Source organism: Bifidobacterium sp. UTBIF-78, from assembly GCF_006408945.1.
Taxonomy (GTDB): domain Bacteria; phylum Actinomycetota; class Actinomycetes; order Actinomycetales; family Bifidobacteriaceae; genus Bifidobacterium; species Bifidobacterium myosotis.
Genome location: NZ_JFAO01000002.1, coordinates 37,667 through 54,362, shown reverse-complemented (window position 1 = coordinate 54,362; position 16,696 = coordinate 37,667). Strand labels below are relative to the sequence as shown.

The 16,696-nt window shown below is 64.9% G+C and carries 14 protein-coding genes; 5 read left to right on the top strand and 9 right to left on the bottom strand.

All coding sequences use genetic code 11. The features are described from left to right. Positions 1–115: 115 nt before the first annotated feature. Complete coding sequence (locus tag BG22_RS00285; RefSeq protein ID WP_094668300.1) at positions 116–988, top strand: pyridoxamine kinase; 873 nt, start codon at positions 116–118, stop codon at positions 986–988. A gap of 98 nt (positions 989–1,086) precedes the next feature. On the opposite strand, the gene BG22_RS00280 is transcribed toward BG22_RS00285, so the two are convergent. The 5 genes from BG22_RS00280 to BG22_RS00260 all read right to left on the bottom strand — a co-directional run bounded on the left by BG22_RS00280 (position 1,087) and on the right by BG22_RS00260 (position 6,279). Continuing rightward, positions 1,087–2,259, bottom strand: a complete 1,173-nt coding sequence (locus tag BG22_RS00280; protein ID WP_094668299.1) for a hypothetical protein — start codon at positions 2,257–2,259, stop codon at positions 1,087–1,089. Then, a complete protein-coding gene (locus BG22_RS00275; RefSeq protein ID WP_233428254.1) occupies positions 2,240–3,070 on the bottom strand; it encodes an ATP-binding cassette domain-containing protein in 831 nt (276 codons plus the stop codon). Before BG22_RS00275 ends, BG22_RS00280 begins: the two co-directional genes overlap by 20 nt. Position 3,071: 1 nt before the next feature. After that, positions 3,072–4,352, bottom strand: coding sequence for a hypothetical protein (locus BG22_RS00270; protein ID WP_140491976.1), 1,281 nt, complete (start codon positions 4,350–4,352; stop codon positions 3,072–3,074). A gap of 172 nt (positions 4,353–4,524) precedes the next feature. Further along, entirely contained in the window at positions 4,525–5,286 is a 762-nt protein-coding gene (locus tag BG22_RS00265; RefSeq protein ID WP_140491973.1) for a hypothetical protein, read from the bottom strand. Positions 5,287–5,523: 237 nt separating this feature from the next. Next, entirely contained in the window at positions 5,524–6,279 is a 756-nt protein-coding gene (locus BG22_RS00260) for a hypothetical protein (protein ID WP_140491970.1), read from the bottom strand. Positions 6,280–6,887: 608 nt separating this feature from the next. On the opposite strand from BG22_RS00260, the gene BG22_RS00255 reads away from it, so the two are divergent. Beyond that, positions 6,888–7,562 (top strand): hypothetical protein, encoded by a 675-nt coding sequence (locus tag BG22_RS00255; RefSeq protein ID WP_140491967.1) that lies wholly within the window; start codon positions 6,888–6,890, stop codon positions 7,560–7,562. Between the two features lie 488 nt (positions 7,563–8,050). Here BG22_RS00255 and BG22_RS00250 read toward each other — a convergent pair whose 3' ends face one another. From BG22_RS00250 to BG22_RS00235, 4 genes are all read right to left on the bottom strand, one after another. Continuing rightward, positions 8,051–8,596, bottom strand: coding sequence for a hypothetical protein (locus tag BG22_RS00250; RefSeq protein ID WP_140491964.1), 546 nt, complete (start codon positions 8,594–8,596; stop codon positions 8,051–8,053). A 313-nt stretch (positions 8,597–8,909) separates the two neighbouring features. After that, positions 8,910–9,425, bottom strand: coding sequence for a hypothetical protein (locus BG22_RS00245; RefSeq protein WP_140491961.1), 516 nt, complete (start codon positions 9,423–9,425; stop codon positions 8,910–8,912). Further along, the gene (locus BG22_RS00240) at positions 9,422–11,098 is read right to left on the bottom strand and encodes a hypothetical protein (RefSeq protein ID WP_140491958.1); all 1,677 of its coding nucleotides are present in this window, start codon (positions 11,096–11,098) and stop codon (positions 9,422–9,424) included. Before BG22_RS00240 ends, BG22_RS00245 begins: the two co-directional genes overlap by 4 nt. 176 nt (positions 11,099–11,274) lie before the next feature. Then, entirely contained in the window at positions 11,275–12,120 is an 846-nt protein-coding gene (locus BG22_RS00235) for a response regulator transcription factor (protein ID WP_140491953.1), read from the bottom strand. Between the two features lie 452 nt (positions 12,121–12,572). Between BG22_RS00235 and BG22_RS00230 the strand changes: the two genes are divergently transcribed. The 3 genes from BG22_RS00230 (at position 12,573) to BG22_RS11015 (ending at position 16,656) form a co-directional block, all read left to right on the top strand. Continuing rightward, positions 12,573–13,004 (top strand): YraN family protein, encoded by a 432-nt coding sequence (locus BG22_RS00230; protein ID WP_140492104.1) that lies wholly within the window; start codon positions 12,573–12,575, stop codon positions 13,002–13,004. Between the two features lie 122 nt (positions 13,005–13,126). Further along, entirely contained in the window at positions 13,127–14,662 is a 1,536-nt protein-coding gene (locus tag BG22_RS00225) for a YifB family Mg chelatase-like AAA ATPase (protein ID WP_140491950.1), read from the top strand. Between the two features lie 233 nt (positions 14,663–14,895). Beyond that, a complete protein-coding gene (locus tag BG22_RS11015) occupies positions 14,896–16,656 on the top strand; it encodes a DNA-processing protein DprA (RefSeq protein WP_308810451.1) in 1,761 nt (586 codons plus the stop codon). The last annotated feature ends 40 nt before the right edge of the window (positions 16,657–16,696 follow it).

Sequence of the window (16,696 nt, the reverse complement as noted above, 5' to 3'; positions counted from 1 at the left end):
GCACCATGATATGAACACGATTCGCCTCCCGACCCATGGATTGGCTACGCTCTCGAATGTGATGCCGGCGTTTCTGCCGGCCATGGCATCCGTTGCGATTCGATTGGAGCTATTTATGACTGACGTCACCCTATATGACCGTGATCCGCACTACATCCCGCGCGTGGCCGCCGTGCACGACATGTGCGGCTACGGCAAGTGCTCGCTGACCGCCGCGATTCCGATTCTCTCGGCCGCCGGCTGCGATGTGTGCCCGGTGCCGACCGCGCTGTTCTCCGCGCACACCCGCTATGCGGTGTTCACCTTCCACGACACCACCGATATCCTCTCCGGCTATCTCGACGCCTGGCGCAAGGAGAACGTGGACCTCGACGGCGTGTATTCCGGTTTCCTCGGCTCCCCCGATCAGGTGGCCATCATCCAGCGTCTGTACCGCGAGTACCCGAAGGCGCTGCGTCTGGTGGACCCGGTCATGGGCGACGCGGGCAAGATGTACCCCACGTACACGCCGGAGCTGTGCGAGGCGATGGGCGCGCTGGCCGACGGCGCGGACGTGCTCATGCCGAACCTCACCGAGGCGTCGATCCTCACCAAGCGCGACTACCCGGGTCAGGATCTGGATGATGCCGCGGTGACCGACCTGCTCGACGCGCTGCTGAAGCTCGGCGCCAAGAACGTGGTCCTCAAGGGCATCGACCACGGCGACGGCAAGATCGTCAACTACGTCGCCAGCGCCTCCACTGGTGCCGAAGCCAAGGTGGAGCTCGCCCATGACAAGCTGCCTTACATGATTCACGGCACGGGTGACGCCTTCGCCTCCGCACTGTGCGGCGCCGTGCTGGCAGGCCGCGGTCTGGCCGAATCGGCCGAGATCGCCGGCGAGTTCGTGCGCCACGCGATGGAGAGCACCCGCTACCAGCCGAACTTCGAGGAGCGCGGCGTGAGCTTCGAGCTCAACCTCGGAGAGCTTACCGGTCTGGTGAAGTGAATCAGCGCTGAATCGCCCGGCTCCCCTCTCTGAGGGGAGCTGTCAGCGCAGCTGACTGAGGGGAGCCGACGAGCCGATGGGAGCCCACACGGAAAACGCTACCGGTTCTTGAAATACCTGAGCAGGTGGCTTTCGCGGGTCAGCAATACGGCGACCCCCGACCCCACCAGCAAGCCCACGACCGCGGCGACCGGCACCCGAAGCAGCGTGTCGGCGAGCGCCGCGGATTCCGCATCCGCGTTGCCCATCCACACCCATGCGAGCAGCGGACTCGCCAGCAGCACCCCGGACACGGCCCACGCGCCCGTCTCCAGCATGACCTGCGTGATCAGCGCCGTTTTCGGCACACCGCAGTGCAGGGCGGACGCCATCTCCAGCTTGCGGGTCCGGGTGACGATGAATCCCAACGCCAAAGCAGCCACAAGCGCGATCCACGGCACATAGGCGGTCAGCCGCGCGCCGAACAGCGCCGCGCTGTCCCATGTGCTGCCCTTGGACATGTTGAGCTTGGCGATCTGTGGCCTCTCCTGCGTACTCTCCATGCCGGAGCCGACGCCCGCCAGACGCAGCAGCGACTCGATGTCCTTGGTCTCGGGCCATGTACGCACCCAACACTGGCTGAACGTCTCATCGGAGTCCGTGGGCACCGGAGTCAGGGCCGCGTATGAGAAGCCGGATTTGCGCCCGTCGTCGGGCCAGTCAAACACGCCGGCTACCTGCACCTCGCGCCCGTCGCGCAACGTCAGCAGGCTGCCGGCCGACGCCTTGAACGGTTTGGCCGCCTCGGCGGAGAGCATCACGCCTTCCGGATACAAGGTCACGGCATCGGTCTCCCCCATCCCGGCCCGCGTACCGGCGGTGCTCAGCGCGAACACCTCGCGCGCGCCCGGCGTAATCTCCACGACGGGTACGCCGGTGGACGGCAGCGCCGCGAACACCATCTTCCGGTCGGTCTGTCGCACCGCGCCAGCCGCTTCGACACCGTCCAGCGAGGCGAGGCGGTCGCACGCCGCCCCGTCGATGTGATTGTTGTACTCCATCACCCATGTGGAGCCTCCGGCGGCAACGTAGTCGTCGGTCTGCCGCTGGATGCCGGCGATGGTCAGCCAGTCGGCCCCTGCCAGCAGCACGATGAGGCAGGCCAGCCCGACGGCCAGCGCGCAGGCGTGGCTGGTGCCGGTCGCCAGATCGCGCCACGCCTCCCCCAGCATGCCGCCCAATCGCATGCGAGGCGCACCGGAAGACATATCGTCACGCCGTCGCCAGATCATGACGCACCTCCTCGCTTTGCCAGTCGCGCAGGTCGATGAGGTCGGTGCAGGCGTCCCTCGTGCGCGGATCGTGCGTGGCCACGACGACGATCGCGCCGCTCATCGACAGGTTGTGCAGGTGTTCGTTGACCGTGGCCGCCGTATTGAGGTCGAGCTGCGCGGTCGGCTCGTCCACCAGCAGCAGGCCGGCGTGCGAGGCCACGCCGCGCGCGAGCATGAGTCGTTGCGCCTCACCGCCGGACAGATCGCGGAAAGGCTTCAAAGCCAACGTTGTCAACCCGAAGGCGTCCAGCAGTTCCATGGCGTGCGCTTCGGCGTTCCGCCGCCGCTCGCCGCGCGCGATGAACGGCAGTGCCACATGGTCGAGCGCGGTACGACGGGCCACGCCGTGAGGGTTCTGCAGCACCCAGCACACGCGCCCGCAGTCGATGCGCTCCACCGTGCCCGTCACCGGCTCCACCCATCCGGCGATGATGGACAGCAGCGTGGATTTGCCCGATCCGGACGGCCCGGTGAGCGCGTAGACGTGCTTGGGCAGCAGCGTCATGGTCAGATGGCGGAACAGCATGTCCTCGCCGGTGCGGTCGAAGCTGTGGCCCACATCGGTCAGGATCACACGCCGCGTATCCCGGCGTACGTTCTGCTGTGTGTCACGGCGCGCGGCAGAACATCCGTCATGCTGCACGGCACGCCGTCCGTCCCGCTGCACATCCAGCCGCGCATCCTGACGCGCATCCTGACGCACATCCCGCCGCACGTCATCCCGCGCGCCCCTTCGCGGGCCGTCCTCCCTCACCTCATTGCCGCCCATCTCACTGCCCGCCTTGGCCCTGGGCCGCATCAGATGAGGATTGGGCCGTGGTATCGTCCGATGCCCCGCCTGATGACGCCCCGGCAGCAGACGCAGTGGATGCGGATTCGCCCCCGGCCCGGCAGTGCGCGGTGGTGCGCGGCGTCACATCCACATGGTCGAAGGACGTATCGCCACTCGTGGAGACCATCGTCTTGCCCAGCTGCGAGGCGACGATGGAGACGGGCACCGGCTTGGCGTCCACGCTCACGCATCCGAGTCCACCCGAGGCGTCGTAGATTGCGGAAGGCGGCACGGTGAGCGCGGTCAGCGGCTGAGCGAGCCTCCAATCATAAGACACGCTGAGTGTGCCGCCGCCCGTCCCGGACGTTCCCGCCGCACCAGTGCCCGCTCCCCCGGAGCCACCCGCCGTCACACCGCCGGAATCCCCGCTCATCGACGCCAGACGGAAGGCCACGGAGCCGCCGATCGCCGCGAGCAGCGCGGGATCGGTGAGCTCGACGGTTCCTGCCGGCACGGCGAACGTCTGCTCGCCGATGACGAGCGTGCGGTCGCCGGCCACCAGATCGGTGGCGGATGTCGGCAACGTCGCCTTGAGCGGGATCGCGGCCGTGGTGAATAGGTCCGCGCCCGCAGTGATCTGCCGTCCCACGGCGATCGAGGATTGCTTGACCGTCACCGAGTCGGCGGGTAGCCAGACGAACGATTCCGGCCCGATGGACCAGCCTGAGTCGGCGGTGATGCGGGCCGCGCCCTCGCTGTCGGCGAGCGCGTTGTAGGCGGCGATGGTGTCCCACGTCATCCAATCGGAGTCGGGCGCGCCATAGCCGAGGCGACGCAGCGCGGCGTTGAGCCCGGCCGCATCGGGTCCGCGAGTGCCACTGGACAGCGTGCGGTACAACGGCACGTCGGTGTGCAGTGCGAGGACGGGCTTGGCATCCACATCGAACACCGTGCCGCCGGAGTCGATGACGGCGCCCGCGCCGGCGGAGGTGCCGGTGATGGTGCCCGACACCGGCGAGGTGACGGTGGATGATTCGCCGAGGGAGACGGCCAGCGTTACGGACCGCGCGTCGTCGAATTGGGCGGAGGACACCTTCACCGTCGTGGCCTCGGTACTGGAGACCAGGGACGGTGGGATCTTGGAGCGGGTGAGGAGGAACCCGCCGCCAAGACCCACCGCGAACATCACCAAGGCGAGCAGCACCACGATGGAGGCCGCCACCCCATTGCGCGCGGCCCGCAGTTCCTTACGATTCCTTGCTGCGCTTTCCCGCTTCATGTCGGCCTCCTTGCCTTATGCCCCACGCTTTGCGCCTCATGTCTTGCGCCATCTTTCTCCGTCTTTCGCCCGGAAGAGCAAGCCATGTGCATGCCTTGGTTGATTTCAGCGTATTACCGGTTCCGACGGCTTCCCAATACCGTTGTCGTCCGCAAGACGACAGTTCCGACCGCTACTGATGCAGCGGGTCCTGTCCGCACGCCCAGAACTGCCGGCCCTGTGGTGAATTCTGATCGTATTTGTAGTTCGGATCGGGTTGGCCGTCGAAGGTGGTGCTCATGTACTCGATGAAGAACTCGTGCCAACGCCGGAGATTGGCCTCGAACTGGCTTTTGTCGGTCACGTTCGCGGTGTTCATCGTGCTCATGTACTCGTCTTCGCTGATGGGGCTCGGCAGCAGATCGTGCTTGGCATAGCATTGGTAGATCTTGCGTGCCATGGCCTCCTGATCGACGTTGTCAGGGTTCATGTTCATCGTCGCGTACAAGCTGGAGATGTCGCCCGAGCCGGTCTTGGCATGGCACTCGTCCATGACCTTGAACTGCTCGTCGTCGGACATCGACCCACGATACTGGCCGACCCCCTCGCCCCGGTCCAATGTCCAAGTGGCCTGCAGCCCATAGGGTTCGAGGCACTTGTTGTAGTCGTCGTAGACCTCCTGCACCTCGGCTTCGGTGATCTTGCCGTCCTTGAGGATGTTCCTGACCAGATCGGTGGGCGCCTGGTCATATTGCTTCTTGAATTCCGCGGCGTACGGTCCGGAGAAAGTCGGTTCGCCGCCGGTGCCGGATGTGTCGGCCGTCTTGGACGTCCCGTTGACGTCCGCGACCTGTCCGCATCCGGCGAACATCACGCATGCCAGCGTCGCCGCCCCGATCAGCACGATCGCGTGACGCAGCCGTTGACGAATCGTCGTTGCCGCATTTCCCTGCATGATGGCCTCCCTGCCTTATGGATTTGTATATGTTCTCGTATGTGTGCTGTGTGTTACGTGTTGCGCGCTGCGCCGATCTTGCATCGGCCCGTGCATCAGCCGTGTGCCTCACGGCCGCGTACCGGCCGCTTTGCGGCATCGGCCATGTGCCGGCGCCGACAGACTGTGCACCGACGGCGCAACAGCCGGGCATCGTAACGATGGTTCAAGCCCCGAATCGCACGACTGACGCTGTGCCTACTGCTGATTCAGCGCATCGGTTTGGCATTCCCAGAACTGTTTCGCCTTGGCGGCGTCGTAGTCGGGGTTCGGACTGCCGTCATCGTTGCGCTCCATGTAGGCGCGGTAGAACTCGTTCCACTTCCGCGTCTTTTCGACGATCTGCTCCTCGCTCAGACCCTCCGCGCCGGTGACCTCCATATCGAGGAACTCCTGCTCGGTGATGGGCTTGGGCAGCAGGTCGCGCTGCTTGAGACACTGGTATATCGCACGCTGCCGGGCACCGGCGTCAATGTTGTCCGGATTGCTTTGCAGCGCGTCATACATGGACTCGACGTTCCACAGGTCGGTCTCGGCGGCACATTCGGCGTTCTTCTGGTTCATCTCATCCTCGCTCAGACCGCTCACCCGCACCTGGGAGAGCTGCCCTTTGGTGGAAACCAGACCGTACGGCGCAAGGCACTGGTTCTGCGCGTCGAAGACCTCCGTAAGCTCCGCGTCAGTGACCCGGCAGTCCTCGAGGATGCGTTTGCCCAGTTCGGTCTTGGATTGCTCCCAATTGAGCTTGAATTCGGCCGCATACGGGCCTTGGAAATCGGGCGCTTTGCAGACGGTCGCCGCAGCGTTCGACGGTGTCTTGCCGTCAGCGTTCGCCGCGCCGCCACCCTGACCCGAACCGGAACAGGCCGCCATCGCCAAGTACAACGGCACCAGCACGCCGGCCGCGATCATCCGCCGCGCGACGCCGCCATATCCGTTCGTGTTCATCGTCATCCCCACCAATCATCGTGGACTTCCTCGTCATGATTCAGCTTAGGTCCGCTTCCTGCGTGGACCGCAATCGCCGTGTAGTCGGTGAGGTTACAAGCGGTGAGGTTACAAGGATCGGCCATTCAGACCGTTCTGGCTGGTCCGCCAGCGTCTTTTGCCGTGGAAGCTGTTGAAAAGGGACTGTATGTACGCGACATTACGAAACAGACGCGTACATACAGTCCCTCTCGCCATCATGACAGACGGTAAGTACGCGCGATCACGAGATACCCGCGTACATACAGTCCCTTATGCCCACAAAACAGACGGTAAGTACGCGGGACCTTCGTCGAGACGCGTACTTACCGTCTGTTTTCATCATCGGACACCGTCAGATGGAGCCGGAGAAGTCATGGGCATCCGCCCATTCCGAGATCATCCGATGTCTGTCATCCCCCGGCTTACGCGGGTTCTCGCGTGACGGTCCCATCTGTCATACCTTGGATTTACGGACAACGAGGTCACCGAAACACTGCGCGAACGGCTGAACGGCATCCGTGACATTCACCCGCCGCGCCAAAACCAAAGGCCCAAGACCACAGACCCAAGGCCCAGACCAAAGGACGGCACTGATGAAACGCAGTACAACCTACGCAATCCCCCTGTCCATCATGTCTCTCACGCTGATGTTGACGCTGGCCGGCTGCGGAGACGTGCCGGGTACCGATGCCGCGCCTCAAGCCGCCGAACCCACTTTCTCCGGTCCATGGGCCGAGGATTTCCAGCGGAATTACGATGACGCGGGCCGGCAGGGCAACACGTTCGCGCAGGACGTGCTGCGTGATGGGCGGATCACCGAGGCCGAGGCTACCGAGGCGGTCAACCAGTATGCGTCGTGCATGAAGGACGCCGGGTTCGCGCTCGATTACGTCAATCCGGACGGCAGCAGCCAGATGTCGGGCGAAATGACCGACGCCGAGAATGCACGATACGGTGAGGCGGACGGCGCCTGCGATGCATCATCGGGCTCCCGGTGGATCACGGCGCTGTACAACGCGGTCGCCGGCGATCCGAACGGCGATCTGCGCAATCGCAGCGACGAAGAGGCTCGTCAGGATCTGGCCGACTGTCTCAAACGCAAGGGAGTAGTCAGCGATGAGTTCACCGCCGAGGACATTCCCGAAGTCAATGCGAGCGGCGACGAGAATTGGGAGTTCAATCGCCAATTCGTCGAACCGGGTGGCCGGTACTACAGCGAGCGTAGCACCGACATACTCACCCAATGCAACATGGATCCGAGGCAGTAAGGCAACCATTCGTCCCGCCGGCGATGCCACTAGGGTGAAGCAGTCTCCCCGATGCATGGACGCCAGCGTCAACGTCAATGGCGTGGCCCCTTTTCCCGAGCGGCCCCGGACGCATGGACGCCAGGATGGCGTAGTAGATGTGCTGGTCCGCGCCGGCCGGGCGGCCCGGACGCATGACGCCAGGATGCCATGCCGTACTTGCTGACGGATTCGCTGCCCCTTAGACCCATCGGGCCAACCTCCCGACAAGGGACGATATTTGGCGCAGGACGCCAGCCCACCGTGTAGGGATTGGCCCACCGTGTAGGGAACTTCCCACGGTGTAGGGAGCGGATTTTCGGTTTTCCCGGAATTCCGCCATTTCTCATCCCTACACGGTGGGCCAATCCCTACACGGTGGGTAGTTCCCTACACCATGGGAACGTTCCCTACACCATGTGGCCCCCTGCAGGCAGCCAGCGGCCCGGCATGCTCAGGCCACCATTCAGTCACCCGCATGCCTCGACCTTCTGCCGGAAGCCCGCATCGGCGCGCTTGCCGGCATCGAACGGCCCAGCGCCCGCACGACTGTCACGCTCGTAGTCGTCAATCGAATACGATTCGCTCACCAACCCCTGCTTCACATAGCAATCGATGATGATCTGCCTCGCATCCTTGCCGTCATTGTCCGGATTGATCTCGGCAGCGCTGGCCAGCTGCCATATGGTCTGCGCCCCGTCGCGCGTCGAGCAGGTCTTCACATCCTGATTGAACGTGCCACCCCACGCCGCCGACTCCGCCTGGGATGCCCCGCTGGGCGGCCGCGCGCTTATCTCCCCCAGCTCCCCCATCGTGATCGAATCCGTGTCGTGCCCCAGATCGCCCAGACATTGGAGCACGTGATCGTTGAGCTCGGCGAGCTCGGATTGCGTAATCACGCCGTCTTCGAGAATCCCCACCGCGAAGTCGGCGCCATCGTCCTGCAACGTCCGACGGGCTTGCCTCAGCTCAGCGGCATAGTGCGCGTTGAGGTCATATCCGCCAGCCGTCTCCATAGTTCCTTCAGTTCCTTCGGAGTCCGGATTGCCGGACGACGGGCCAGCGCACGCAGTCAGCGTGCATAGCATTACAGCGCCCACGCACGCCGCCGTCAGCCATGCATGCCCCACACCGGAAGCTCCGGGAGTATTGGAAGCGCCCGGAATCCCGAATGAACACGAATCATGCATGTCAGCTCCTTCGCCGTCGGAACGGCATCATCACGCCGTTGCCGCCATGGTATGCAATCGTTCGCGGAACGTCATGCCCATGCGTAATCCCATGGACGACGCGATTTCGCGGTAAGCCGGCGTCACACCGCAACCGGTCTCACAAGCCCGGCATCTCGACGCTGAGCGAGGGATGGCCGCCGTCCTTGGACGCCACGTCGCGCAGCGTCACGTAATCGGATTCGACGCCACATTGACGGATGATCTCGTTCTTCTCCTGACTGCCAATCGAACCCCGAACCGTAACGATCACCTCGCCTTCGCCGCCGTCGACCGGCTGCGCCTGAAGCCCGTACACGGACAGGCATTCGTTATACGCCGTGCGCACCTCCGCAAGTTCGTCGTCGGCCACCACGCCATCCTCGAGCACTTCGCGGCCAAGCCCGGTATGCAGGTTGTTCCATGCGTTGAGCAGGTCGTACTTGTCCGGCCCCGTGAATTCCGGGTGCTCACTTCCGGACGGCGACTGCGCGCCCGTGCCGTTCGTCGCGTTGTATGGCACGTCGCGCCATGGTTCGGGCAGCAGCATGGCCCAGATGATGGCGCCGACCGCAACGATCACCAGCAACGCAGCGGAGACAATCGCGACGGCCCGTCGCCGCATGTCGGCATTCATGATGGGCTCCCATCGTCACGCTCCAACCATGCGGGGATACGCCGATCAGAGTGCAAGGCGCCGTTCCGCTCTGTGGCCGTCCCCGAATCCGAACGACCGGGCGCATCCCCGGCTGGGCGCGTGGGGATACGCGCGTACAGCACCCAATCGCCGTCCTCGGCGCTGTCGTTGAGCACGCCACCGAGTCCGGAGATGATGCGACGGTGCATCATGAGCCCGCTGCCGTGCGCGGGGACGCCGGCGCTGAAATCAACGTTGGCATCGGAAACGGCCATCCCCTCGCGACCATCGGGTTCGCCGCCAATATCGGAGCCCACGCCGGCGACGTCAGTGCTTGCGCGGTTCTCGCCACGCCCCCTCGCCTCGCCGTCATCATGTTCGGCGTCGCGCGGCTGCCGCAACGGGTTGGTCTCCATGATTTCGATGGCCGAGCGGCCCAACGTCACCACGCAGCAGTAGTCGCCGACGGCCGGATCGAGATGACGGCTGATGTTCGCCGCAATCTCGCCGATGAGATTGGCAGCCTCCTGGGCCGATTCGGCGGCGCAATCATCCGGAAGCTCGCCACGTATCTCGAAGGTGCCATGGAATCCGAGGCGGGCCAGACGCTCCCTGCCCGTGTCAACGGCCCGCGCGATCGCCGCGCCGCCCGCAGTATGGCCCGGCATGCCGCCCGACGCATCCGTCGCGTCTCCCGTTATGCTCACTCGCCCACGCGACTGGCGCGCTGATTCCCTGACGACTCTCGGTTGCCGCGGTCCCGGTGATTCCGCTGATTCCGGAACCCGTACCGATGCCATCGACTCAGCCGGCCCCGCCGATGCCGTCATTCCCGACGCCATAGCCGAATCCGTCGTCTCACCCGCACGCACCAACCGCTCCGGTCCTGCGGATTCCGCCGAACCGGTCGTGCCCGTCAACTGCTCGGGCGCCACCTCCTCGAGCAGGTCGATGACGTGATGGATCTCGTCGAGCACATCAAGCGCCTGTGCGTTGACGAATTCCCAGTCCCGCCGCTCAGTGGCGTGGGTGGGGTCGTCGGGCGTCCGCCGCAGCTGTCGTTGCGCGGTCAAGGCGATGTACGACAGTCCGCCGCTGGCTGAATCGTGGATGCGTGACGCCAGCCGCGTGTTGCGCTTGAGCATATCGGCCTGCCATTGACGACGCTCCAACGCCATCGCATGGTCGCGCATCTCGTCGCGCTGTCTGCGCCATCGGAAGGACATGCCGCCCATGGTGGCGAGGGTGAACATGCCGATGTAGTTGACCATGCCCACCCATGTGGCGGACACCGCGTTGAACGTGTTGAGCGCCACCGGCACGCATTCAGCGAGCGACACGGTCAGCAACGCGCCGATCGCCACCGGAATCGCACTGTCATATCCGATGATCGCAAGCGCCAGATATGCGGCCCACAGCGGATTCGGGCCGGACAGGTCGAGCACGAACAGCCGCCCCAGCACCGTGGCGATGATCATCCATCCAGACGTCCGCGGCAGGAACGGCGAGAGGACGATGCCCACCACCGATGCCCCGGAGAACACGAAGTTCAGCGGGTACACCGGTGGGATCGCCGCCCATTCGATAAGCGTGGCCGCAAGGATGAACAGCGCCATGACCACGCGGAACCAGTGCGCGCGCAACCATCGCAACGCGAACGTCGCACCCCTCATGACGCGGCTTCCGTCAGTGCGACGATTGTCGATTCCGTCATGGCCCGCGCCACGGACCGTAGCCCCGGCACGGTCTCCGCCCACTTCCCACGCCCCGGGCATGCCATCGATTCCGTCGCGATTCCCGCCACGGAATCCATCATGATTCCCGTGCGCCGCGTATCCGGACGCGCCGTTCATCGCTCGTCCTCCGCGGCTCCGGTCCACAGCGCCACGGCTTGGCCGCGCGAGGTGACGCCCAGCTTGTGGATGGCGCGGGTGAGATAGGTTTTGGCCGTGGAGACGCTCACCTGCATCTCGCCGGCGATCTGCTCGGTGCCCAGTCCACGCGAGCACAGGTTCATGGCCTCGGCCTCCCGGTCGGAGAGCAGGAACTGCCGGGGTACGCGCCGTCCGCCGAGTCGAGCGTGGGCGGCAGCCGCGGTGTCGAACCCCTCTCCCCATGTGCCGCCCGCAGCCACGGTGCGTATGGCCCGGATGATCGGCGATTCCACGGATTTGGGCACGATGCCCTGGGCTCCGGCCTCCGCCGCCTTGCCGGCGTATACCGCCAGCGAGAAGGATGTGACGGCCAGGATCGCCACGCGCGCGGTCTGGATGCGGATGGTGCGGGCGACCACCAGTCCGGACAGTTCGTCCATCGACATGTCGGTGAGCAGCACGTTGGGGCTTTGGGCCGTATCCAGGCACCGCGCCACCGCGTCCCGTCCGGAGGTGGTCTTCCATATGACGCGCGCCTCGGGCATGAGTTCGCCGATCGACCGTTCCAGAAAGGCGAGCGAAAATTCGTCGTTGTCCAGCAGTCCGATGGTGACGATGGGACGAATCATGCGCGATTGGCCGGCGGTTTCCTGTGCCTTCGGCTGGTTCACGGATTGTTGATTCACGGATTGCTGGTCCACGGATTGCTGGCCTGTAGGCTGTTGGTCCACAGGCCGCTGGCCCGCGTGCCCATCACGTCCGTTCGCGGAGTCGGGCCATTCCGCATCGCGCGATTGCAGTCCATCGTTCCCGGTCATCATACGTCCCCTCCATGCGGCGACTATGCCACTTATCTTTCACCGTAGCATTGCTGCACCACGCCGCGCGAGACATGTTGTCATCCGTCGGACGACAACATGTCAACGTTCCTAACAAACGGTGGATAACCGGGATTCCGTCCACACGTTATCCACAACACGTCAAGCCGCGTCATACTCTCCACATTCGCCGTTCGAGCTTGTGTTCGAACGGCGCCGACCCACACAGTGGAGTCATGACTACTTCAACAGCCGCACACCGCATCGATTCCGCCTCCTCCGTCTCCTCCGCTCCCACCGAATTCATCGCCCCCAGCGCCTTCCCCGGTCCCGTCGAATCCTCCGATTTCATCAAGTCCGCCACCGACATCCATCCGGACATCACCCGCCCGGACTGCATCCACGAACCTGCCGGATACGACGCCGGCGCCGTCCCCGATCTTCCCTTCCAACCCATGCTGGACGCCCCCGACCCGGCGACGATGGCTCCCTTGGACCAACTCGCCGTCGTAATGGGCGACCGGACCCTGACCCCGAAACGATTCGGCCTGTTCGGCGAGCAATACGCCGCCCGTTGGCTGGAATCACAGGGATGGACCGTACTGTCGCGCAATTGGCACACACGGTATGGCGAACTGGACGTCGTGGCGCTCGCGCCGGGCCGCGTCATCGTGTTCGTGGAGGTCAAGGCGCGTCGCAACGCCCGTTACGGGCCACCGCAGGAGGCGGTGACGCCCACCAAGCAACGCAATCTCCGGCGTGCGGCGTGCGACTGGCTGATCGACCGACGCAATCGCATGCCGCACGCGGGCATCCGGTTCGACGTCATCACCATCGTGATGCACGCGGGACGTCCGCAGGTGCTTCACATCCCCAATGCCTTCTGACCTTCCCCGAAGCGGTTTCGACTCGTCTTCCGTCTCTGTCTTCCCCGCCGTTACGACTCATTACGCCAACCCATTCCAAACCCATTCCACTCCGTTTCCAAACGTTCCGAAAGGAGACATCCATGGCCATCGGCAGCACGCTTTCGATTGGTCTGATAGGACTGCGGGCCTTCATCGTGCAGGTGCAGGCCTTCATCAGCCCGGGACTGCCCTACTTCACCATCATCGGCCTGCCCGATGCCAGCCTGTCCGAGGCGAGGGAACGGGTGAAATCCGCCTGTCACGCCTCCGGCTTCGCCTGGCCGCAGACGCGCGTCACCGTGAACATGAGTCCGGCCGCCACGCCCAAACGAGGGTCCTCGCACGATCTGGCCATCGCGGCGAGCGTGCTGTGCGCGGCCGGCGCCATCGGGCACGACTGTCTCGAGGACACCATCATGCTCGGCGAGGTGAACCTCGACGGTTCCGTGCTGCCCATACACGGATTGCTGCCAATCATGCTGCACGCCGAGGAACGCGGCATCCGCAAGATGATCATCCCCTACCGCAACCTCGAGGAGTCGGCCATGGTGGATGGCCTCGACGTAGTGGGCGTACGACATGTGGGCGAGCTCATCGAACTCATGGGCGGCAAGGCCTCATATACCATTCCCGATCTGGTCGTCACCGACAACGAAAGCGCCGACCAGCAGATTCCCGCCGATCCACACACCTGCGGAGACATGAACGAGGTGCTAGGGCAGGAATACGCCAAATGGGCGTTGCAGGTCGCCGCGGCGGGCGGTCACAATCTCATCATGACCGGACCTCCCGGCGCCGGCAAGACCATGCTTGCCTCCCGGCTGCCGGGCATCATGAGCCCGCTGACCGAATCCGAACAGCTGGAGGTGGCCTCGATCCGGTCGCTGTGCGGCACCCTGCCGCAATACGGCATCACGGATGTGCCACCGTTCGAGGCGCCACACCACACCGCCACCACGGCGGCTCTGGTCGGCGGCGGCAGCGGCATCGCCACGCCGGGCGCCATCACCCGTGCGCATCGCGGCATCCTGTTTCTGGACGAGGCGCCGGAGTTCTCCGCAAGGGCGTTGCAGACGTTGCGCGAACCGCTGGAGTCGGGGTATGTGGCGTTGTCGCGGTCCAAGGGAAGCACCTACTATCCGGCACGGTTCCAGCTCATCATGGCCGCGAATCCATGCCCGTGCGGCTACTACTATGGCACCGGCGAGCGCTGCACCTGCCGGGAGAAGGACCGGATGCGGTACTTCTCCCGTCTCGCCGGCCCGGTGCTGGACCGCGTGGACATCCAGCTTGCCGTGCCGCCGGTCTCGCGCATCGCGGCGAGCAACGAACCGTTGGGCGAATCGAGCGCAACGATCCGGGCACGGGTGCTTGAGGCCCGTACTGCGGCACGGCAACGGTTTCGGGAATACGGATGGACCTGCAACGCCCAGGCCTCGGGCAACTGGCTGCACACGCACACCTCGCTCAAGGCGATGGAACTGGTGAACCGGGCCTTGTCCGATCACCGGCTCACACTGCGCGGCGCCGACCGCGCGATGCGATTGGCGTGGACGCTCGCGGACCTGCGAGGCCGCGTCTCCCCCACCGAACAGGATGTCCATCAGGGCATCGAACTGAGAACGAGGATGTCATGACCGGTTCCAACACCAGCAGCAGCGTCACCACCAGCACTACAAGCACCACCAGCAGCACTGGCAATACCAGCAGCATCGACGCACATGCCGATACCAGCACACATGCCGTCACCGGCGCAAATGCCAGCGTTCCCGTCCAACATTCCTCGCCACGCCCCGCCGCGATTCCGGTTCCCACCATCGAGGCGCTCTACCGTGCGGCGCTCACCTTCTGCTTGGATGGCACCGATGTGATGATGTATGCCACGCTCAAGGGCGCGCCCAGCGCGGAAAGCCTGTGGCATGCCTTGGCGCAATCGCATCCAAGCAATCCCGACAACGTCTCCGGCCCCGCCTTGGGCCGTGTCGACCGCATGTTCGTCAACGGCATCACCCGATGGGGCCGTAGCGTTTCGGCGGATATGATGTCGTCCTTCCGCACGTCGCTGGCCTCCTGGCACAACCGTATGCGGGACCTGCCCTCGCAGGACATAATGCAGCTGGCGAACTGGTTCACCGTGGACGGCACGATGTGGCTCATCGGCCCCGACCACCCCTGTTGGCCCCACCAGCTGGCCGATCTGGCCATCCGCTCGGACTGGGCGCCGCCGCTGTGCCTGTGGATACGCGGGGACCCGCGAGCGCTGACCAGCTGTCCCAACCCCATCGGCATCGTCGGCTCGCGGGACGTCAACGAATACGGACGCTACGTCGCACACACCATGGCCGAACAGGCCGCGACGGCCGGGCATCTGGTGGTCTCCGGTGGCGCGATGGGCACGGACGCCGCCGCGCATTGGGGCGCGTTGAACGCGCTGCACGGCCGCAATCCCGCCAATGTGGGCAAGACCGTGGCCGTGTTCGCCGGCGGGCTCAACCATATGGGACCGATGCGCAACCGAACCCTTTTCGAGCGCATTGAGGCGCAGGGCGGCGCGCTCATCAGCGAGCATTGCCCGAACACCATCCCCGAGGCCAGACGTTTCCTGCTGCGCAACCGCATCATCGCCGCACTCTCCTCCACACTGGTGGTGGCGCAGGCCAGACTCCGCTCCGGAGCGCTTAACACCGCCGGCTGGGCATGCGAGCTCATGCGCGAAGTGTATGCGGTGCCGGGAGACATCAACCAGCCCGGCAATGCCGGATGCAACAAGATGATCAGCGACCATCGTGCGATTCTGCTGTGCGCCGCCACATCCACCGAGGACATCTGCCATGAACGTCATCGACCCATCATGACCGCGTACGCCGGTCCGCCGGGAACGCTGTTGAAGGCCGGTTCCGCGAGTCAGCCCATACACGAGACGGCACAATCCGCGGCTTCCAGCGGCGCATCCTTGCCCGCCGAAGAGGAGACCGCAACCGGAACAGCCGCCGAAGGCGCCGCATCCCCGACCTCTCCGACTCGAGCCGCGGACCATCGCCCAAGCCGTTCCGCACCTCCCGGTCGGCCGTCCAATACCCGCGCCATGAAACCGGCGTCCGGCGGCATGCCCTCATCGGCGAGGCAACGCATGCCGGACATGCCGGACATCGCACCGCATGGATCCCGCACCGCCTCCGACGCATCCGAGGCACGTCGCTCCCCGACCGATGGCAACCAACCGACGCTGATGCAGACAACGTTGGTGCAGACGACGCTCCAATCGAATCCGATCAGCCGGTACGATGACGGCCCAGTTGGCGACCATTGCCATCAGGACACCCATGCCGGCGCCTCAACACGACGCATGCCCGACCTGCGCGCTCCATCCGAGTCGCAGGAGGACGCGGAGCCGCGCATCGACCCGAACACGTTGCCGGAACCGCAGCGGGAGATGGTAGGGCTTATCCGCGAATGTCGCAGAAGGCATCTCATCGTCACCCCGGACGCCCTGCTGCGCGTGGCGCGAGAACTGCATAACGACGAGATCCCGAATATCGGCACCGTGCTTGAGCTGCTCGGCGCCCTTGAACTCAAGGGGGTGGTCACACGACAGGCGGACGGCGTGATGCTGAGCGACCGCGTGAGGTGATGGCAGACACGTCGCACTGACCGGCGGGTGTGCGAGAATC